This is a genomic window from Allobosea sp. LjRoot9, from assembly GCF_964252745.1.
GTDB lineage: Bacteria > Pseudomonadota > Alphaproteobacteria > Rhizobiales > Beijerinckiaceae > Allobosea.
On the sequence record NZ_CAXUPC020000005.1, the window covers coordinates 205951 to 223130 of the forward strand.

At 64.8% G+C, this 17180-nt stretch carries 21 protein-coding genes; 9 read left to right on the forward strand and 12 right to left on the reverse strand.

From position 1 onward, the window contains the following. Positions 1-107: 107 nt before the first annotated feature. A complete protein-coding gene (locus ACSQ3P_RS20725; RefSeq protein ID WP_436167373.1) occupies positions 108-626 on the reverse strand; it encodes a MarR family winged helix-turn-helix transcriptional regulator in 519 nt (172 codons plus the stop codon). A 190-nt stretch (positions 627-816) separates the two neighbouring features. Here ACSQ3P_RS20725 and ACSQ3P_RS20730 point away from each other — a divergent pair, with 190 nt between their 5' ends. After that, positions 817-1704, forward strand: coding sequence for a branched-chain amino acid aminotransferase (locus tag ACSQ3P_RS20730; protein ID WP_436167374.1), 888 nt, complete (start codon positions 817-819; stop codon positions 1702-1704). Between the two features lie 101 nt (positions 1705-1805). On the opposite strand, the gene ACSQ3P_RS20735 is transcribed toward ACSQ3P_RS20730, so the two are convergent. The 5 genes from ACSQ3P_RS20735 to ACSQ3P_RS20755 form a co-directional block, all read right to left on the reverse strand. After that, entirely contained in the window at positions 1806-2852 is a 1047-nt protein-coding gene (locus tag ACSQ3P_RS20735; RefSeq protein WP_436167375.1) for a DUF1176 domain-containing protein, read from the reverse strand. A gap of 36 nt (positions 2853-2888) precedes the next feature. After that, positions 2889-3344 (reverse strand): molybdenum cofactor biosynthesis protein MoaE, encoded by a 456-nt coding sequence (locus tag ACSQ3P_RS20740; protein WP_436167376.1) that lies wholly within the window; start codon positions 3342-3344, stop codon positions 2889-2891. A gap of 160 nt (positions 3345-3504) precedes the next feature. Beyond that, positions 3505-3786 carry a molybdopterin converting factor subunit 1 gene (moaD, locus tag ACSQ3P_RS20745; RefSeq protein WP_436167377.1) on the reverse strand — a complete coding sequence of 94 codons (282 nt, stop codon included), beginning with the start codon at positions 3784-3786 and terminating at the stop codon, positions 3505-3507. Continuing rightward, on the reverse strand, positions 3783-4394 hold the full coding sequence (pgsA, locus tag ACSQ3P_RS20750; RefSeq protein WP_436167378.1) for a CDP-diacylglycerol--glycerol-3-phosphate 3-phosphatidyltransferase: 612 nt from the start codon (positions 4392-4394) through the stop codon (positions 3783-3785). Before pgsA ends, moaD begins: the two co-directional genes overlap by 4 nt. Before the next feature lie 73 nt (positions 4395-4467). Beyond that, positions 4468-5193, reverse strand: a complete 726-nt coding sequence (locus ACSQ3P_RS20755; RefSeq protein ID WP_436167379.1) for a hypothetical protein — start codon at positions 5191-5193, stop codon at positions 4468-4470. A 112-nt stretch (positions 5194-5305) separates the two neighbouring features. On the opposite strand from ACSQ3P_RS20755, the gene ACSQ3P_RS20760 reads away from it, so the two are divergent. Continuing rightward, entirely contained in the window at positions 5306-5899 is a 594-nt protein-coding gene (locus ACSQ3P_RS20760) for a hypothetical protein (protein ID WP_436167380.1), read from the forward strand. 12 nt (positions 5900-5911) lie between these two features. Here ACSQ3P_RS20760 and uvrC read toward each other — a convergent pair whose 3' ends face one another. Beyond that, entirely contained in the window at positions 5912-7960 is a 2049-nt protein-coding gene (uvrC, locus tag ACSQ3P_RS20765) for an excinuclease ABC subunit UvrC (protein ID WP_436167381.1), read from the reverse strand. Positions 7961-8187: 227 nt separating this feature from the next. Here uvrC and ACSQ3P_RS20770 point away from each other — a divergent pair, with 227 nt between their 5' ends. Beyond that, positions 8188-8517 (forward strand): hypothetical protein, encoded by a 330-nt coding sequence (locus ACSQ3P_RS20770; RefSeq protein ID WP_436167382.1) that lies wholly within the window; start codon positions 8188-8190, stop codon positions 8515-8517. A 118-nt stretch (positions 8518-8635) separates the two neighbouring features. On the opposite strand, the gene ACSQ3P_RS20775 is transcribed toward ACSQ3P_RS20770, so the two are convergent. Further along, positions 8636-9028, reverse strand: coding sequence for a RidA family protein (locus ACSQ3P_RS20775; RefSeq protein WP_436167383.1), 393 nt, complete (start codon positions 9026-9028; stop codon positions 8636-8638). 159 nt (positions 9029-9187) lie between these two features. Here ACSQ3P_RS20775 and ACSQ3P_RS20780 point away from each other — a divergent pair, with 159 nt between their 5' ends. Continuing rightward, complete coding sequence (locus tag ACSQ3P_RS20780; RefSeq protein WP_436167384.1) at positions 9188-10204, forward strand: NADP-dependent oxidoreductase; 1017 nt, start codon at positions 9188-9190, stop codon at positions 10202-10204. Between the two features lie 33 nt (positions 10205-10237). Here ACSQ3P_RS20780 and ACSQ3P_RS20785 read toward each other — a convergent pair whose 3' ends face one another. Both ACSQ3P_RS20785 and ACSQ3P_RS20790 read right to left on the reverse strand, forming a co-directional pair. After that, positions 10238-10657: a type II toxin-antitoxin system VapC family toxin gene (locus tag ACSQ3P_RS20785; protein ID WP_436167385.1), complete on the reverse strand. Its 420-nt coding sequence runs from the start codon at positions 10655-10657 to the stop codon at positions 10238-10240. Continuing rightward, positions 10654-10893, reverse strand: coding sequence for a FitA-like ribbon-helix-helix domain-containing protein (locus ACSQ3P_RS20790; RefSeq protein ID WP_436167520.1), 240 nt, complete (start codon positions 10891-10893; stop codon positions 10654-10656). The genes ACSQ3P_RS20785 and ACSQ3P_RS20790 overlap by 4 nt, the downstream gene beginning before the upstream one ends. A gap of 146 nt (positions 10894-11039) precedes the next feature. Here ACSQ3P_RS20790 and lgt point away from each other — a divergent pair, with 146 nt between their 5' ends. From lgt to ACSQ3P_RS20815, 5 genes are all read left to right on the forward strand, one after another. After that, positions 11040-11903 carry a prolipoprotein diacylglyceryl transferase gene (gene lgt, locus ACSQ3P_RS20795; protein WP_436167386.1) on the forward strand — a complete coding sequence of 288 codons (864 nt, stop codon included), beginning with the start codon at positions 11040-11042 and terminating at the stop codon, positions 11901-11903. After that, positions 11900-12991 (forward strand): class I SAM-dependent methyltransferase, encoded by a 1092-nt coding sequence (locus ACSQ3P_RS20800; protein ID WP_436167387.1) that lies wholly within the window; start codon positions 11900-11902, stop codon positions 12989-12991. Before lgt ends, ACSQ3P_RS20800 begins: the two co-directional genes overlap by 4 nt. A 157-nt stretch (positions 12992-13148) precedes the next feature. Then, a complete protein-coding gene (pgeF, locus tag ACSQ3P_RS20805; protein ID WP_436167388.1) occupies positions 13149-13913 on the forward strand; it encodes a peptidoglycan editing factor PgeF in 765 nt (254 codons plus the stop codon). 117 nt (positions 13914-14030) lie between these two features. After that, complete coding sequence (locus tag ACSQ3P_RS20810; RefSeq protein ID WP_436167389.1) at positions 14031-14300, forward strand: hypothetical protein; 270 nt, start codon at positions 14031-14033, stop codon at positions 14298-14300. A gap of 290 nt (positions 14301-14590) precedes the next feature. Beyond that, positions 14591-15220, forward strand: coding sequence for a 2-hydroxychromene-2-carboxylate isomerase (locus tag ACSQ3P_RS20815; protein ID WP_436167390.1), 630 nt, complete (start codon positions 14591-14593; stop codon positions 15218-15220). 130 nt (positions 15221-15350) lie between these two features. Here the strand turns inward: ACSQ3P_RS20815 and ACSQ3P_RS20820 are convergent, their stop codons facing one another. Continuing rightward, positions 15351-16097 (reverse strand): SDR family oxidoreductase, encoded by a 747-nt coding sequence (locus ACSQ3P_RS20820; RefSeq protein WP_436167391.1) that lies wholly within the window; start codon positions 16095-16097, stop codon positions 15351-15353. Beyond that, positions 16090-16887 (reverse strand): glycosyltransferase family 2 protein, encoded by a 798-nt coding sequence (locus tag ACSQ3P_RS20825; RefSeq protein ID WP_436167392.1) that lies wholly within the window; start codon positions 16885-16887, stop codon positions 16090-16092. Before ACSQ3P_RS20825 ends, ACSQ3P_RS20820 begins: the two co-directional genes overlap by 8 nt. Positions 16888-17180: the final 293 nt, after the last annotated feature.

The following is a 17180-nucleotide window of genomic DNA, read 5'->3' on the forward strand; positions in this document are numbered from 1 at the left end:
TTCACATCCTTGTTTTCGGGCCGGAGCGGCACCCGGCATGCCGGTCAAGCCATCCTTCTGGCACGCCATGGTGACGCTGGCGTGTTGCTGGCCCCCGGCCCCCTCGCTCATCGAGGCTTGGCGAGGAATCCCAGCACTTTGTGGCGTTCCGACGTGTCGATCAACCCCGCGAGATAGCGTGCGACGATTGGGGCCGCCTCGGGACCGATGCCGTCGAGTGCGGCGTTGATGCGCTTGGCCTGCAATTGCACCAGGCTGAGTGCGAGTTTCTCGCCCGCCGGCGTGCTGTGGAGATGGCGCTGACGCTTGTCCTGGACGCCGGTGCGCTGCTCGACATAGCCGGTCTCGACCAGCTCCTTGAGGACACGGTTCAGGCTCTGCTTGGTAATCTGGAGGATGTCGAGCAGCTCGGCGATTGTGAGGCCCGGCCGGCGCAGAACGAAATGCAGTACGCGGTGATGGGCTCGTCCGAAGCCGTATTCGGACAGGATGCGGTCGGGATCGCCAACGAAATCGCGATAGGCGAAGAATAGCAATTCGATCAGATCGAAGGGCACCTCTTCGGTCATTGCCGGGACTTTGGCCGGGTCGATCGGTCGAGCGTGCGTGTCCGTCACCAGAAGCATCCCCGCTATACGTCAGTGATGTTGACATATCTCAGACGTAAGATTACCGGTCAAGCGTGCATGGCGACGGAATATGTCGCAATAGGCTGCCGCCACGCATTTTTCGGTCCGGACTTGCGCGTTTTGCGCCGTTGTGGCGGTGTTTGGCCGAACCGGATGTCCAAAATCGGATGTGCAAGAGGAGCACCCCATGTCAGTCATTCCTTTCGACCAGCGCGACGGCGTCATCTGGTTCGACGGCAAGCTCGTGCCTTGGAAGGACGCCAAGGTGCACGTACTGACCCATGGGCTGCACTACGGCTCCTGCGTGTTCGAGGGTGAGCGCTCCTATGACGGCGTCATCTACAAGGGCACCGAGCATTCGCAGCGTTTCCACAAATCGGCCGAGATCATGGATTTCACGATCCCCTATTCGGTCGCCGAGCTCGACGCCGCCAAATATCTCTGCCTGAAGGAAAACGGACTGAAGGACGCCTATATTCGCCCAGTTGCCTGGCGCGGCTCGGAGATGATGGCGGTGTCCGGCATGAATAACACGATCCATACCGCGATCGCGGTCTGGGAGTGGCCGAGCATGTTCGACATGGCGCAGAAGCTGAAGGGCGTGCGCCTCGACGTCGCGGCCTATCGCCGGCCCGATCCGGCCTGCGCCCCGGTCCACGCCAAGGCGGCGGGCCTCTATATGATCTGCTCGCTGTCTAAGCATAAGGCCGAGCGCGCCGGCTATGCCGATGCGATGATGCTGGATTGGGAAGGCAATGTCGCCGAATGCACCGGCGCCAACATCTTCTTCATCAAGGATGGCGTGGTCCATACCCCGCTCGCCGACCGCTTCCTCAACGGCCTGACCCGCCAGTCGGTGATCGAGCAGTGCAAGAAGCGCGGTTTCGAGGTGATCGAGCGCCGCATCCGCCCCGAGGAGCTGGAGAGCTTCAACGAGTGCTTCATCACCGGTTCGGCCGCCGAAGTGACGCTGGTCTCCGAGATCGGGCCTTATTCCTTCATCACCGGCAATATGGGCAAGGTGATCATGGAGGATTACTCAGCTGCGGTGCGCCCGCAGTCCGAGGCGGCGTGAGGCAAACTCGTCATGCTCGGGCTTGTCCCGAGCATCTATCTCCGGAGATTCTCGGTCTCCGCTGCACTTCGGCCGGGCACGACGGCCGGAGTGATGCCAATCTACTTCGTGACTTTCACTTCGCTGCGGAACAGCGTGATCCAGTCGTCGCCGATCAGGCCCTTGCATTCGTCCATCGCCTGGAACGTGGCCAGCGCGAAGCTTGAGCCGGTCCAGACATAGCTGCCGTTGGCGCCGCAATCGCCTATGCCTCGCCCCTTGCTGAAGAAGCTGACCTGCCCACTGGCGGGGTCGAACGCAGCATTGACGAGGAGATTGTCCTTGCCGCCGTCGAGCTGGGGGAACACGGCCTTGTGCGCCTTGGCGACATCCATGCCCGGCACGATCCAGAAGCCCGTCGAGAGATTATAGGCGCCGCGCGAGCAGAGTAGGCCAACGAGCCGCGTCGCGGCGTCCAGCGGCCAGGCATTTTCGGTATCTGCCAAATCCTCGGGATTGTCCTCGCAGGCGTCGGGATCGAGTTGCTTCAGCTGCTTGCGCAGCGCCACGGTCAGCGCCTTCGCCGCCTTGGGCGGGATGGCGGGCAGGGCTGAGCTCTTCGCCGTAATGACGGGCAGCGCCGGCGCGGCCGGGACGGTCGTGCCGGGCCCCTTTCGGATCAGCGCCGAAGTGGTGTTGAGCCTTCCCTGCTGCTCGTCGATCCAGAGCATCGCGGCGACTGAGCCGGCGAGCGAGACGCCATAGTTCTTGCCGGAGAGCTTCACGGTGAGCTTGGTGCCTTTGCGCGCGGCCGAGATCAGCGCCTCGGTTTCCGTGGGCGAGAGCGCGATCGTCGCGTTCTCCTCGTCGACTATCGCGGCCGTGAGGCGCTTTCCTGCCGCGGGAAAGGGCGCGCCGTCGATCGCGAGATCGGCCGCGAGCGGGGCTTTCAGCTTTTCGCTCCGGACCTTGATCGCGAGGTTTGCGAGGCCAGCCGGCCCGGCCGGCCGTTCGAGCTTGAGGAAGGCGATCTGTTCCCCTGCCTCGCCCGGTAGGGACAGGGCCGTGCAACTCTTGACGTTGTCGCAGCCGGCGACCCAATCGCGGAATGTCTTGCTCGCCGGGCCGGCGGCCCAGGCAACACCTGACAGCAGCAGAGCGAGAGCCAACCCTCCAGCCAAAGAATGTCCCAACCGAACCATATCCTAGTCCCAGCGTTGCGCTGCGGCGTCGTCTTCCGTCTTAGCCTCGACCCAGCCGCCAATCGTGCCGTCGACCAGATGCTCGCGTTTCCAGAACGGGGCGCGGGTCTTGAGATAGTCCATCAGGAACTCGGCCGCCTCAAAAGCGGGGCGGCGATGGGCGGAAGTCGCAATCACCAGCACGATCTGCTCGCCCGGCGCGACCAGCCCATGGCGATGGATCGCAACGAGGCCCAAGAGCGGCCAGCGCCGCGTCGCCTCCTCTGCGACGCGGGCGATCTCGGCCTCGGCCATGCCTGGATAATGCTCCAGTTCGAGCGCCTTCAGCCGCCCGCCTTCGTCGCGGCAGAGCCCGGCGAAGCTGACGACGGCGCCGATATCGCTGCGGCCGGCCGTGAGCGCTGCGATCTCGGCCGAGAGATCGAAATCCTCGCGCTGGATGCGGATGACGGGCGTCATGGCTCCACCTGTCATTCCGGGGCCGCGCACAGCGCGGAACCCGGAACCCATGACCGGGTGTAGTGGATTGGATTGCGCATCGAAAAAGGCTCGCCCGGTCGTGGGTTCCGGGTTCGCGCCTTCGACGCGCCCCGGAATGACAATGGGGCGGCGCGCACTATCATCCACCCGTCATCGGGGGAAAGAAGGCGATTTCGCGGGCATCGGCGATCACCGCATTCGGCTTGACGTGATGGTGGTCGATCGCGGCGCGCACGATCGCCTCATTCTCGAACGCGGCCTCATAGCCCTCGTCGCGTGTCTTCAGCCAGCGCACCAGATCGGCGATCGTCTCCGTGCCGGCAGGCGGCGCGACGGTCTCCTCGGACACGCCGATGCGCTCGCGAACCCAGGCGAAATAGACCAGCTTTACAGTGCGAACCTGGGTCAGCGTTTCGGTCATGGCGTGCGGGTATCCTCCTCGACGAGGTGGCGGATGCCGGCGTTGAAATAATCCCAGCCGGTATAGATCGTCAGCCCCGCAGCGATCCAGAGCATGACGATGCCGATCTGCGTATTGTGAGGCAGCACCGTGTCGCCCGCGGGGCCGGCGACGAGGAAGCCGAGCGCCAGCAATTGCGCCGCGGTCTTCCATTTCGCGACCTTGCTGACGGGAACGCTGACCTTGAGATCGGCCAGGAACTCGCGCAGGCCCGAGACCAGGATCTCGCGGCAGAGAATGACGATCGCGGCCCAGATCGCCCAGCCCTTGATCGTCTCGGTGTGGACCAGCATCAAGAGCAGCGCGCAGACGAGCAGCTTGTCGGCGATGGGATCGAGCATGCGGCCGATTGCCGATTGCTGGCTCCAGGCGCGCGCGATCCAGCCGTCGAGATAGTCGGTGACGGCCGCCAGCACATAGACGGCGAGCGCGATCCAGCGGACCCAGTCGTCCTTGGGCCAGAATAGCAGGCCGACCAGCGCCGGAATCGCCAGGATCCGGCCGTAGGTCAGGAGGTTTGGCAGCGACCAGGGGCCCCGCCGCCTTATGGCTTCTGGAAGAATCGTCACGAAAACACCAAAGCAGCGCGTTTGCGGCAGCGTCAACACGCAATGGCGTCAGGAGCGTGACTAGCCGCTAGCTTTAGCGTCCGAGTCCCGTGATATCGCTGCTCGAGCGTCGGGGCGGGCCGCTTGGGATATAGACCGGCCGCGACGGAGCGGCGTTGTGCGACGGCGCATAGGCGCGGCCATAGGAAATCGAACGGGCGGGATACATGCTCGCCGCCATCGAGCCGATCTGCACTCCAAGCATCATCGCGTCGGCAATGGTCATGTCCTGGCTCGGGTCGCGCCGGCGCGCGGCGGCAATGCCCTCGAGTTCTCCGGAGCTCTTGCCGGCGAGGCTGCGATAAAGGTCGCCGCCGAGCTGTCCGGTCGCGGGCTCCTGTGGCCGGGCGGGTCGGTCGAGCCGGACATTGGCCGCGGCTGCGACTGCGCGCAGCTCCGCGGGGCATCTCGACTTGATCCGGTCGTAGAGCCGGCGGGAGGCCTGGCCGTTCCCCGCGGCGGAGGCCTCCTGCCAGTCCTTGAAATATCCGCCGCAGCGTTCGGCTTGGGTATCGCGCCGGAGATAGTCGTTCTGGGTCGCGAACTCCTTGGTGACGCAGCATACCGGCGTGGCTCCGGGCGGCACGCTGACATGGACGCCCGAGCCGCCGTAATCATCCTGGCCGCTGGCCTGGCGCATCTTTCTGCAAACGCTGCCCTCGAGCCGATAGGGATAGACGGGTCCGCAGGACGAATTCGCCGCCAGCTCCTGAGCCTGACTTTGCGGCATGCCTATGGTGAAAAGCGCTGTGAACGCCATGGCGAGCCACTTTCGTCTGCTCGTGATCTCGCGCATCATCGCCCCCCGGAAGAATGCAGCAGTGATCGTCGCATCATAAATCGGCCTGCTGTTCGGCGCCATAGGGGGGAATATGATCCAGTTCAGCCGCGGCAGGCGAATATTTGTGCTCTGCGTGACGCCGTTACTTGCTGCGATTGCCGGCTGCGTCGCCTATGAGCCGCCCAAATACGACGATGCGGCGCTCGGCGGGGGACGCGCGCTCGCCTCTTCCGGCTCCGCTCCCAGCGCCGGACGGATCGGGCTGGTCGTCAACGCCAATACCGAGCGCTCCTTGCAGGACTCCAAGAAGATTCACGAAAGCCTGGGGAGCTTCGTGCTCGTCAACACAGCCGCGCAGCAGGACATCGATCCGACCTATCTCCATGCGCGCCTGATCGCAGCCCTGAAGCGGCGCTATCCCAGCGTCGACGTGGCGAAGGATCTGTCGTCGTCGATTGCGGCGGGCCATGCGAGCACGGCCGTCGTCGACGTACGCACACGTCCCGGCAAGGTCAGCGGCGACAAGTCCACGGTCGAGATCAACATCGTGTTCTTCGACCGGGCCAGGCGGCCGACGGCGCGCCTCGTCGGCAGCGGCGTCGGCACCATCCCTTATCCGGCCTGGGATTTCGGCTTGCAGAACGCGGCCGACCAGGCGGTGGAGCAGATCGCTGCGAAGCTCTGAGGCGACGCGCCGTCAGTGCTCGTGAAAATGGTCGTGCACGGCCTTGGCGGTGGCGGCGTTGACGCCGGGCGTGCGCATCAGGTCGTCGAGCTTGGCGCGTTGGATCGCCTTCACGGTGCCGAAATGCAGCAGCAGCGCGCGTTTGCGCGAGGGGCCGATGCCGGGAATCTCGTCGAGCGGGTTCGTCATCGTGTCGCGCTTGCGCTTGGCCCTGTGGGTGCCGATGGCGAAACGGTGCGCCTCGTCGCGCAGCCGCTGGATGAAATAGAGCGCCGGATCGCGCGGCGGCAGCTTGAAGGGCTCGCGGCCGGCCATGAAGAAGGTCTCGCGCATGGCATTGCGGTCGGCGCCCTTGGCGATGGCGACGAGGGGAATGTCGGTTGCGCCGAGCTCGGCCATGATTTTACGCGCCGCCTCGAACTGCCCCTTGCCGCCGTCGACGATGACGAGGTCGGGCCGGGAGGGGAAGGCGGCGTCGCTTTCGGGCTCCAAGACAGTCGGGGAATTGGTAGCGGGAGAGGGACTCGCCCCCCCGACATCTCCCTCTTCGGTGGCCGGGCCGGCTCCTCCGCTCTCCTTCGCCAACCGCGCGAACCGTCGCTGCAGCACCTCCCGCATCATGCCGAAATCGTCGCCCGCGATGGTGTCCGTCGAGATGTTGAAGGTGCGGTAGTGGCTCTTCATGAAGCCGTCCTTGCCGGCGACGACCATGCCGCCGACCGCATTGGTGCCCATGATGTGCGAGTTGTCGTAGACCTCGACGCGGCGCGGCGGCTTCTCCATGCCGAAGGCGGCCCCCAGCGCCGCCAGCAGCGATTGCTGGCCGGCATTGTCGGCGAGCTTGCGGGAGAGTGCCTCGCGAGCGTTCTTCTGGGCATGGGCGACGAGATCGTATTTCTCGCCGCGCTTGGGTGCCGTGACCTCGACCTTGCGGTTGGCGCGGGTCGAGAGCGCCTGCGCGATCAGCTCGATCTCTTCGACAGGATGGGAGAGCAGCACGAGGCGCGGCGGCGGCTTGTCGTCGTAGAACTGGCTGACCACCGAGGCCAGGACCTCTGCCGGGGTCAGGCTCTTGTCGGCGCGCGGGAACAGCGCCCGGTTGCCCCAGTTCTGGTGGTTGCGGAAGAAGAAGATTTCGACGCAGAACTGCCCGGCCTGCTCGTCGATGGCGAAGACATCCGCCTCCTCTACGTCTTGCGTATTGATGTCCTGCCCGGCCTGCACGGCCGAGAGTGCCGCGAGCCTGTCGCGATAGCGCGCCGCCTTCTCGAATTCGAGCTCCTCGGCCGCCTCCTGCATGCGGGCGGACAAGGTCTGCTTCACGGTCGATGAGCGCCCCGACAGGAAATCGCGGGCCTGGCTGGCGAGGCCCTGATAGTCGGGGATCGAGATCTCTCCGGTGCAGGGGCCGGAACAGCGCTTGATCTGGAAAAGCAGGCAGGGCCGGGTGCGGTTCTCGTAGAATGAGTCGGTGCAGGAGCGCAGCAGGAAGGCCTTCTGCAACGCATCGATGGTACGCGTCACCGCCCAGACCGAGGCGAAGGGGCCGAAATAATCGCCCTTGCGCTGGCGCGAGCCGCGATGCTTGGCGATCTGCGGCGCCTCGTGGTCGCCACTGAGCAGGATATAGGGGAACGACTTGTCGTCGCGCAGCAGCACGTTGTAGCGCGGCCGCAGCTGCTTGATCAGGTTGGATTCGAGCAGCAGCGCCTCGGCTTCGGTGCCGGTGGTAACGAACTCCATATTCGCCGTCTCGGCGATCATGCGTGCGACGGCGTTGGTGTGGGCCATGCCGCGGGCATAGGCCGTGACCCGGTTCTTCAGGTTCTTGGCCTTGCCGACATAGAGCACCTCGCCCGCACGATCGAACATGCGGTAGACGCCGGGCTTGCCCGGCAGATGCCTGGCGAAACCGGCGATCACCTCGATGCCGTGCTTCAGCGCGCCGGGAGTTGCCTCTGTGAGATCAGCCGCAGGGACGGGAAGCGGGAGGCTTTCCTCCTCATCCTCCATCTCGGCATCCGGCAGGTCGTCTGGACGTTCGCGATTCATGCCACGCATGTAGGACGTGATGCGGGTTTCGTCATGTCAGGAGCGTGCGATTCTCGATCCCGGCGGTTGACCCTTCGAGAGATTGCATTGAGGCACCGGCCGTCCCAGAAGTCGATACCGGGCTGGCCGCCTGGCTCGGAACGCCAAAGAGGTACGCGAGGATCCTCTCCGCTGTCATTGGTCGATACAAGGCCGGTCGATTCCTCAGCTTCGAGAACAAGCGGAAAGCTCGGCTCATGTGGCAAGATCTCAAGGCGCGGCTGGGTGGCCTTGTCCTTATCGCACTCGGGCTGGGCCTGGGCTGGTACTTCGTCCTGGGACCGCTTCAGGAAGCTCGGCAAGGCGCGCCGGAAGTACGGTATTTCCTCAAGATCTTCGCGGTCGTACCGCTCTGCGTCATTTGCGGACTGGCTTTCGTCCTGTTCGGCGAGAGGCTCAAATACCGGGACGCCTCGCATCAGAACCTGACCGCGACCGGCTGGTTCATGTTCGTGCTCGTCGCAGTGGCGACCGCGGCCGGATTCTGGTGGTTCAAGGAACAGTTCACGGCGCTCGGCTATCGCTGAGCTCTGCCTGAGTGCAAGTCCCGAGTGCAAGTCCCGAGTGCAAGTGCCGGAGTGCAAGTGCCGCAATCCTGTGCCGTGCCGGTCGGTCTCGAAGATCGATGGTCTGGCGACGATGCGCTCACGCCGCCGCGATGCAGTCGATCTCGATGTCGAACGGGCCGAACCATGCCGGCACGCAAAGAAAGATGCGAGCCGGCGGGTCCTTGGGGAAATAGCGCGCATAGACCGCGTTCACGGCCGCGAACTGTTCGACGGAGGTGCAATAGACATTGCATTTCAGCACATTCTCCAGCGACGAACCGGCGGTTTCGAGACAGAGTTTCATCTGCTCCAACACGATCTCGGTCTGGCGTTCGATCGATGCCTGGACGATCGCGCCGGTCGCTGGATCGAAGGGCGGAATGCCCGAGAGATAGAGCGTGTCGCCATGGCGGACCAGTGTCGAGACCGGCACCTTCAGGCGCTCGCCCCAGCTCGAGAACGGTTCGACGCGAATGACTTCTCGTTTCATGGGGCGGCTCCGAAGTCTTGCGTTCGGGGAATCTTGCGTTCGGGAGTGTTGCGTTCCGGAGTGTCTTGCGTTCCGGCCCTGTTGTGCCGAGCTTAGAGGAAACCGGCATCGTTGCGACGTCGAACGCTACGGTTTGCGCCGAAGGATGGGAGATCGATCATGACCGCAGAGGATAGCCGGCGCATCGTGCTCGCCTCCCGCCCCGCCGGCCGGCCGACGCCCGGCAATTTCAGGCTTGAGAGCGTCGCTTGCCCGAGCCCGGCCGAGGGGCAGGTGCTGCTGCGTATCCTCTATCTCTCGCTCGATCCCTATATGCGCGGGCGGATGAGCGCCGCGAAATCTTATGCCGCGCCGGTCGAGATCGGCCAGGTGATGGAAGGCGGCACGGTTGCGGAGGTGCTGGAGAGCCGCCATCCCGGCTTCAAGCCCGGCGATATCGTGCTCTCCCATTCCGGCTGGCAGTCCCATGCGGTGGCTGGCGGGGCCCATCTGCGCAAGCTTGATCCCACTGTGGCGCCCGTCACCACGGCGCTGGGCGTGCTCGGCATGCCGGGTTTCACCGCCTATGCCGGCCTTTTGACGATCGGCCAGCCCAAGTCCGGCGAGACCGTGGTCGTGGCGGCGGCCAGCGGGCCGGTTGGCTCGGCCGTCGGCCAGATCGCCCGGATCAAGGGCGCGCGCGCCGTGGGGATCGCTGGCGGCGAGAAGAAATGCGCCTTTGTCCGCGAAACCTTCGGCTTCGACGCCGTCATCGATCATGGCGCTCCCGATTTTGCGGAGAAACTGGCGGCGGCCTGTCCCGACGGCATCGACGTTTATTTCGAGAATGTCGGCGGCAAGGTCTGGGACGCCGTCTTCCCGCTGCTGAACAGCTTTGCGCGGATTCCGGTCTGCGGCCTCGTCGCCCAATATAACAGCGAGGGCGATTTCGAGGGACCCGACCGGCTGCCGGTCGTCATGCGCCAGGTGCTGTCCAAGAGCCTGACGATCCGTGGCTTCATCCAACGTGAATTCGTCGCGCAGCGCCCGGCCTTCGAACAGGAGATGCCGCGTTGGATCGCGGAAGGCGCGCTGAAATACAAGGAGGACATCGTCGAGGGGCTGGCCAATGCGCCCGAGGCCTTCATCGGCCTGCTCGAGGGCAAGAATTTCGGCAAGCTGATCGTCAAAATTTGAGAGCTGCCCGACGAGACATCTCTCGAGCGATCGTCATATCGTCCACGGATTGATGACAGGCACGCCAGCTGCTTCGAAGGGGCTCGTGTCACGCGTTGCTACGGTCAGTCGGTTGGCCGCTGCGATCGCCGCGATGTAGCCATCGACTGTGGCGATCGCCTTGCCGTCCGCGCGCGCCTTTGCGTGTAGGGATGCGTAGGCGCTTGCGGCTGCGATGTCGAAAGCCAGAATGCGGCCCTCGAACAGAGGCAATACGTCCCGCTCCAACCGTGTCTGAAGCTGGCTCCTGCGCTGCCCATCGGGAAGCGCCGCGATCCCGAACAGGAGCTCCGCGAGCCCGATCGCCGACAGGCAGAGCGTCTCGATGGTCTGTGCATCGAGCCAGCGCAGCACGGCCGGGTCAGGGTTTGCCCTGAGCGGCTCGGAGACGACGTTGGTGTCGAGCAAGATCATTCGAAGCGCATCGGCTCGGAAATCGCTTTATCGCGGATGATGTCGAGTTCGCCCCCGCCGCTTGCCTGGCCGATCTCGGCGAGAAGCGAACCTAGCCGAACGCTCGTCTCGGGCTTTACGGCGGTATCGAGGATCGCGCGAATCTCAGCTTCCGTGCTGCGGCCGTGATGAGCCGCCCGCAGTTTCAGCGCCCGATGGGTTTCCGCCGAGAGCTGGCGAATGGTGACGGATGGCATTGCCAGCATCCTTTCCGATGATATCAATGCTATCATTATAGCATCAATGATTGCATCGTCGATCCCACTATCCGGGGCGCGGCCCCCTTGACCCTGCCTCATTCGGATGGCCATCAACATCCGCATCGCCACCGGACCCTTTGCCCATGCCCGTCTTCGCCATTCCCTTCCCGGTGATCGACCCGGTTGCGCTGTCGATCGGCCCGCTTTCGGTGAAATGGTACGGGCTTGCTTATGTCGCGGGCCTGCTCGGCGGCTGGTGGTATTCGCGCCGGCTGGTCTCGGCTGATCCGCTCTGGGCCGGGCGGTCGCGGCCGAAGCCGGAAGAGCTCGACGACATGATCTTGTTCGTGGCGCTGGGCGTCGTGCTCGGCGGGCGGCTCGGCTTCGTGCTGTTCTATGACCTGCAGCGCTACCTCGCTCGCCCGCAGGACATCATCGCGATCTGGCAGGGCGGCATGTCCTTCCATGGCGGGCTGCTCGGAGCGGCGACCGGCCTGTGGCTGTTCGCGAAGCGGCGCGGCTATCCGGTGCTGGCGATGTTCGACCTTGCCGCTGCTGTCGTGCCGATCGGTTTGTTCCTCGGCCGGATCGCCAATTTCATCAATGCCGAGCTCTGGGGCCGGCCGGCGCCCGGGCTGCCCTGGGGCATGGTCTTCCCCAATGCCGGGCCGTTGCCGCGCCATCCGAGCCAGCTCTACGAGGCTTTTGGCGAGGGATTGCTGCTGTTTGTGCTGCTCGGGCTCGTCGTGCGCCTCGGCGGCCTCAAGCGGCCGGGGCTGGTCGCCGGCGTCTTCGGCATGGGCTATGCGGTCGCGCGCGTCGTCTGCGAGTTCTTCCGCGAGCCTGACCCGCAGCTCGGCTTCCTGTTCGGCGGCAATGTCGACGCGCTGAGTGGCGGCGTCACCATGGGCATGCTGCTTTCGCTGCCGCTCTTCCTCGCCGGGCTCGTGCTGGTGCTGCGGGCAAGGCGCCCCCAGCAGATGTCCGAATCCGGCTCCAGCGCGTGAGTGCGCTCAAGGCCGAGCTTGTCGGCCTGATCCGCGAGGAGGGGCCGATCAGCGTCTCGCGCTACATGGCGCTCTGCCTCGGCCACCCGCGTCATGGCTACTATATGAAGCGCGATCCCTTCGGCGCGCAGGGGGATTTCACCACTGCGCCCGAGATCAGCCAGATGTTCGGCGAATTGATCGGACTCTGGGCCGCGCATGCCTGGCAGGCGATGGGCGCGCCAGCCTCGCTGCGATTGATCGAGCTCGGGCCGGGGCGCGGCACGCTGATGGCCGATGTCCTGCGTGCGACGAAAATCGTTCCCGGCTTTCGCGAGGCTGTCTCTGTCCATCTCGTCGAGACCAGCCCGGCGCTGCGCGCCGTGCAGGCACTGGCACTGGCAGGGCAGGCCGCGCCGGTCTGGCATGACGGCATCGCGACTGCGCTGAACGGCCCGGTGCTCGTCCTCGCCAATGAATTCCTCGACGCGCTGCCGCTCGACCAGTTCGTGATGACGCCGCAGGGCTGGCGCGAGCGCTTGGTCGGGCTCGATGCCGCGGGTGAGCTGGGCTTTGGCCTGGCTGCAGTCGATGCCGGGCTGTCGCTGGCTGCGCCACAGGGGGCGCTCCTCGAGCAGCCGCTTGTGGCGCTCGATATCGTCGCAGTGCTTGCCCGTCACCTTGCCGAGGCCGGCGGGGTGGCGCTGCTGATCGATTATGGCTCAGCCCGGTCCGGCTTTGGCGACACGCTCCAGGCGATGAAGCGCCACGCCTTCACGCCGCCGCTCAGCGAGCCGGGCGAGGCCGATCTCACCGTTCATGTCGATTTCGCGCGTGTGGCGCAGGCCGGCCTGTCGTCCGGTGCGGCGGCGCATGGTCCTGCGACCCAGCGAGATTTCCTGCTGGCGCTGGGCCTGGCGGCGCGTGCGCAGGCGCTGTCGCACAAGGCCAGTCGCGACCAGGCGGCCGCGATCTCTGCTGCCTTCGAACGCCTGACGGAGCAGGGCGCGACCGGCATGGGCGAATTATTCAAGGTTTTGTCGCTATCGCATCGGAACCTGCCGCCGCTGCCCGGATTTGACCTTCATCGGCTGCCAGAGCAGGTCTGAAGCCCGCTGCACGAGAGCAGGATGCGAAAAGGTGGGAACCGGTTTTTCGCATCCGGCTCTCAACTCTTAGATGAGAGACGGATTCAGATTTAGGACGGGATCACTATGTGATTCCATCCTAAATCATCCGGCTCTACCAGATGAAACCGGACAAGCGATGTTCATCACCTCCCCCGATCTCGCCAATGAAACCGGCATCCGCCACGCCTTCTTCACCCGCGAGGGCGGCGTTTCGACCGGGATCTTCGCATCGCTCAATGGCGGCATGGGCTCATCCGACGAACCTGCGGCCATCGCCGAGAACAGGGCGCGCATGGCGGCCCATCTCAAGGTCGCGCCCGATCATCTGATCAGCCTCTACCAGGTGCATTCCGCCGATGTGGAGGTCGTGACCGGTCCCTGGCCGGGCGAAAGGCCCAAGGCGGATGCGATGGTGAGCACGGCCCATGGCGTTGCACTCGGGGCGTCGAGCGCCGATTGCGGGCCGATCCTCTTCGCCGACAGCGAGGCTGGTGTCATCGGCGCGGCGCATGCCGGCTGGAAGGGCGCCTTCACCGGAGTTGTCGCCGCGACGGTGACGGCGATGGAGAAGCTCGGGGCGAGGCGCGAGCGCATCCTGGCCGTGCTCGGCCCGACGATCAGCGCCAAGGCCTATGAGGTCGGCCCCGAATTCGTCGAGCGCTTCAAGGCCGCGAATCCGACCTATGCGCGCTTCTTCGCGGCCTCCGAGCGGCCAGCCCATGCCATGTTCGATCTGCCCGCCTTCATCGGGCTTCGGGCGCAGGAAGCCGGCATCGGTCGATTCGTCGATCTGGGTCTTTGCACCTATGGCGATGAGCAGCGTTTCTTCAGCTATCGCCGCACAACTCACCGCGCCGAGCAGGATTATGGCCGGTTGATCTCGGCGATCACGCTGGATTGAGCGGTAAAGGCGAGTTTTTTACGTCTTTCGATCGGGAGTTGCATCGATCCGCAGACGGAGTCATCGTCCATGCGCCACATGGGGTGGTCTCTTGGGGGGAACATGGAACAAATCTTGATGAACCTCGTCGCCGGCGCCATCGGCGGAAACGCGGCGGGCAAGGCCACTCCGACCTTCGATCTCGGCACATTGGGCAATACCATCTCCGGCCTTGTCGGCGGCGGCGTTCTCGGTCAGCTCATCCCGCTCGTCCTGCCAGCCCTCGCCACGGCGGCGCAAGGCGGCGGCTTCAGCGTGGGCAGCATCCTCACGAGCCTGATCAGCGGCGGCGCTGGCGGCGCCATCCTGACTGCCATCATCGGTGCGGTGAAGAACAAGGCGGCCTGAGCCTGGGCTAGCGGCGATTGGTCTGGCCGGCTGTCGCTGGAAAGATCCGAGGCTGATTTTATCCGACACGAGAGCCATTTCCGATCCGATTGGATCGAAAATGGCTCTCGATTTTTGTTTTAACGCGTTTTCTCCGCGCAAACGCTTCGCGTTTGTCGCGGGGAAACCGGTAGCCACTTCGCTCGAAAACGCCCTGACGCAACAAGGGCGCGCGCCTGGATCGGGCGCGCCCTTGTTTCGTTGTGCCGAAGGATCGTAGCTTCGTTTGCCTCCAACGAGTTGAAACAAGCATGCCCCGCTCCATCGACTACTATTTCACGCTGCTCTCGCCCTGGACCTATCTCGGCCATTCCGCTTTCGTCGCGATGGCGCGGCGGCATGGCTGCGAGATCGTGTACAGGCCGACGCCGCTGCGCATGGTCTTCGACGAGACCGGCGGCCTGCCTTTGCCGAAGCGTCATCCGGTGCGCCAGCGCTATCGCATTCTCGAACTCCAGCGCTGGCGCGAGAAGCGCGGCTTGCCGCTGGTGCTCTACCCGCAGCATTTCCCATTCGACGTCTCGCTGGCGGACCGGGTCGTGATCGCGATTCGGGAGGCGGGGGGCGATCCTTCCGTTTTCGTGGGAGAGGTGCTCGCCGGCGTCTGGGCGCGGGACGAGGATCTGTCGCGGCGCGATCTGATCGCCGGTATCGCCGATGCGGCTGGCTTCAACGGCGCCGCCCTGCTTGAGACTGCCGACAGCGAGGCCGTGCTTCAGCTCTATGCAGCGACGATCAACAGCGCCATCACGGCCGGCGTGTTCGGCGCGCCGAGCTATGTGCTGGATGGCGAGGTGTTTTGGGGGCAGGACCGGCTCGAATTGCTGGACGATGCCTTGAGCAGCCAGCGCGCGGCCTATCGCGACGACGCGCAGATCTGACCGACGCGCAAGTCTGACCGACGCGCGAGTCTGACGCTGGCCCGAAGTTCCGCGCTTCCAAGTGTCGCGAGCATTGCTCACGCGAAAAAGCCGGCACCCGTTTTTTCGCGTGAGCAATGCTCCGACCTGATCAGCCGACGATATCGGGCGTACGCCAGCCGAGATGCTGGCCGGCATCGACCGCGATCATCTGTCCGGTCACCGAGCGCGCCCGGGCGAGGTAGAGCACGGCCTCGGCGATCTCGGCCGCGTCGACCTTGTGCCGGAGCAGGGTTCCGGCGATCTCCGCTTCCATCAGCGCGGCGCCATCATGCGAATTGGGCAGGGTCGGGCCGGGGCCGACGGCGTTGACGCGGATATGCGGCGCCAGCGCCTGCGCCATGGTCTGCGTCGCCGTCAGCAGGGCGGCTTTGCTGAGGGTGTAGGAATAATATTGCGGCGTCAGTTTCCAGACACGCTGGTCGATGATGTTGATGATCGCGCCATTTGTCCCGGCGGGCAGACGGTTGGCCATTGCGCCGGCGAGCACCGAAGGCGCGCGCAGATTGATCGAGAACTGCCGGTTCCAGGTCGGCACGTCGATCGTGCGGACATCGTCGAGCAGGAAGCTCGATGCGTTGTTGACGAGCAGGGTGACCGGGCCGAGCACCGCCTCTACCGCCGGCAGGATCGCTTCGACGGCTGTGGGGTCGGCGAGATCAGCGGGAATCACGCAGGCCTGGACGCCTCGCGCCACCAGGCTGGCGGCAAGCGCGTCCGCCTCCTCGCGTGCGCTGCTGCAATGGATCGCGACGACATAGCCAGCCTCCGCCAAGCGCTCGACGATGGCGCGGCCGATCCGCTTCGCGCCTCCGGTGACCAGTGCGACCTCAGCCATCGCGGCCATCCGCGGGTTTGGCCGAGGCGCGACGTTGCAGCCGCCGCTCCCAATGTTTGGCGACGCGGAGGTAACGATAGAAGGCGTAGTTCATCGCCGTCATGAAGCCGTAGACGCCGCGCAGCGCATGGCGCCGGCCGATATAGGCCTTGATGAAGTTGGCGGGGAATTCGGCGACGAGCCGGAACACGGACAAGGTTGCGTTGCGCCGGTCGAGATCGTCGGCTTGTGCGTCGCTATAGCCGTTGAGCTTGTCCATCTGCTCGCCGAGCGACCGGACGGAATAGTGATGCACCGTGCCTTTCAGCCGCGCGACGCGGGCATCGGGCGCAAGATCGACGCGGTCATGGACCGGGGAGGGCGAATAGCGGCCCTTCGCCTTGCGGTAGAGCCGCACCGGTGAAAGCGCGTAAGCGAAGCGATGTGGCGCGGGCTCGCCGGGGAAGATCTCCGCGATGCGCAGCTTATAGGCGTCGGCGGCCGGCTGGCCCTGGCTGAAGAGCGCTGCGATCTCGGTCGCGAGATCGGCCGGCACGACTTCGTCGGCATCGATATTGAGCAGCCAATCATGGCGGCAGAGATCCTCGGCGAAGCGCTTCTGCGGGCCGTAACCCGGCCAGGGATTGAAGACGACGCGCGCGCCAAGGCTCTCCGCAATGGCCTGAGTGCCGTCCGTCGAGCCGGAATCGACCACGAGGATGTCATCGCTCAGCGCGCGGACCGCCTCAATTGTCCGTGCGATGCGATCGGCCTCGTCGCGCGTGATGATGAAAATCGAAAGAGGCGGCACCCGCGGTATCTCATTCTGTGATTGGTCGTTTCCGGCTTAAGCACGCGTCGCCGATACGGCAAGCGGGTCGATGAGAGCCCTGCGCGGGAAGCAGTGGAACCTTACGACAAGACCGGCGTTATGCGTTTGGGAGGGTGGGGCGTTTCAAAACTGTATTAGTATTCAATTTACTATTCAGCGTGCTTTAACAGTGATTAATCTGGATTAATGCTTTTGCCGTAGTCATCCCCATTCGTGCCGCATTTCTGCCGCGCTCTGCAAGCCTGATGTGCTTCTAACGCAACAGACAAAGG

Bases quoted from the DNA above. Each gene is read 5' to 3' on its own strand.
- ACSQ3P_RS20770 (WP_436167382.1), top strand. From the start codon at position 8,188: ATGTGGCAAGATCTCAAGGCGCGGCTGGGTGGCCTTGTCCTTATCGCA.
- ACSQ3P_RS20730 (WP_436167374.1), top strand. From the start codon at position 817: ATGTCAGTCATTCCTTTCGACCAGCGCGACGGCGTCATCTGGTTCGAC.
- ACSQ3P_RS20780 (WP_436167384.1), top strand. From the start codon at position 9,188: ATGACCGCAGAGGATAGCCGGCGCATCGTGCTCGCCTCCCGCCCCGCC.
- ACSQ3P_RS20740 (WP_436167376.1), bottom strand. From the start codon at position 3,344: ATGACGCCCGTCATCCGCATCCAGCGCGAGGATTTCGATCTCTCGGCC.
- pgeF (WP_436167388.1), top strand. From the start codon at position 13,149: ATGTTCATCACCTCCCCCGATCTCGCCAATGAAACCGGCATCCGCCAC.
- ACSQ3P_RS20790 (WP_436167520.1), bottom strand. From the start codon at position 10,893: ATGCCATCCGTCACCATTCGCCAGCTCTCGGCGGAAACCCATCGGGCG.
- ACSQ3P_RS20760 (WP_436167380.1), top strand. From the start codon at position 5,306: ATGATCCAGTTCAGCCGCGGCAGGCGAATATTTGTGCTCTGCGTGACG.
- lgt (WP_436167386.1), top strand. From the start codon at position 11,040: ATGCCCGTCTTCGCCATTCCCTTCCCGGTGATCGACCCGGTTGCGCTG.
- ACSQ3P_RS20785 (WP_436167385.1), bottom strand. From the start codon at position 10,657: ATGATCTTGCTCGACACCAACGTCGTCTCCGAGCCGCTCAGGGCAAAC.
- ACSQ3P_RS20810 (WP_436167389.1), top strand. From the start codon at position 14,031: ATGAACCTCGTCGCCGGCGCCATCGGCGGAAACGCGGCGGGCAAGGCC.
- moaD (WP_436167377.1), bottom strand. From the start codon at position 3,786: ATGACCGAAACGCTGACCCAGGTTCGCACTGTAAAGCTGGTCTATTTC.
- ACSQ3P_RS20755 (WP_436167379.1), bottom strand. From the start codon at position 5,193: ATGGCGTTCACAGCGCTTTTCACCATAGGCATGCCGCAAAGTCAGGCT.
- ACSQ3P_RS20815 (WP_436167390.1), top strand. From the start codon at position 14,591: ATGCCCCGCTCCATCGACTACTATTTCACGCTGCTCTCGCCCTGGACC.
- ACSQ3P_RS20775 (WP_436167383.1), bottom strand. From the start codon at position 9,028: ATGAAACGAGAAGTCATTCGCGTCGAACCGTTCTCGAGCTGGGGCGAG.
- ACSQ3P_RS20820 (WP_436167391.1), bottom strand. From the start codon at position 16,097: ATGGCTGAGGTCGCACTGGTCACCGGAGGCGCGAAGCGGATCGGCCGC.
- ACSQ3P_RS20725 (WP_436167373.1), bottom strand. From the start codon at position 626: ATGCTTCTGGTGACGGACACGCACGCTCGACCGATCGACCCGGCCAAA.
- uvrC (WP_436167381.1), bottom strand. From the start codon at position 7,960: ATGCGTGGCATGAATCGCGAACGTCCAGACGACCTGCCGGATGCCGAG.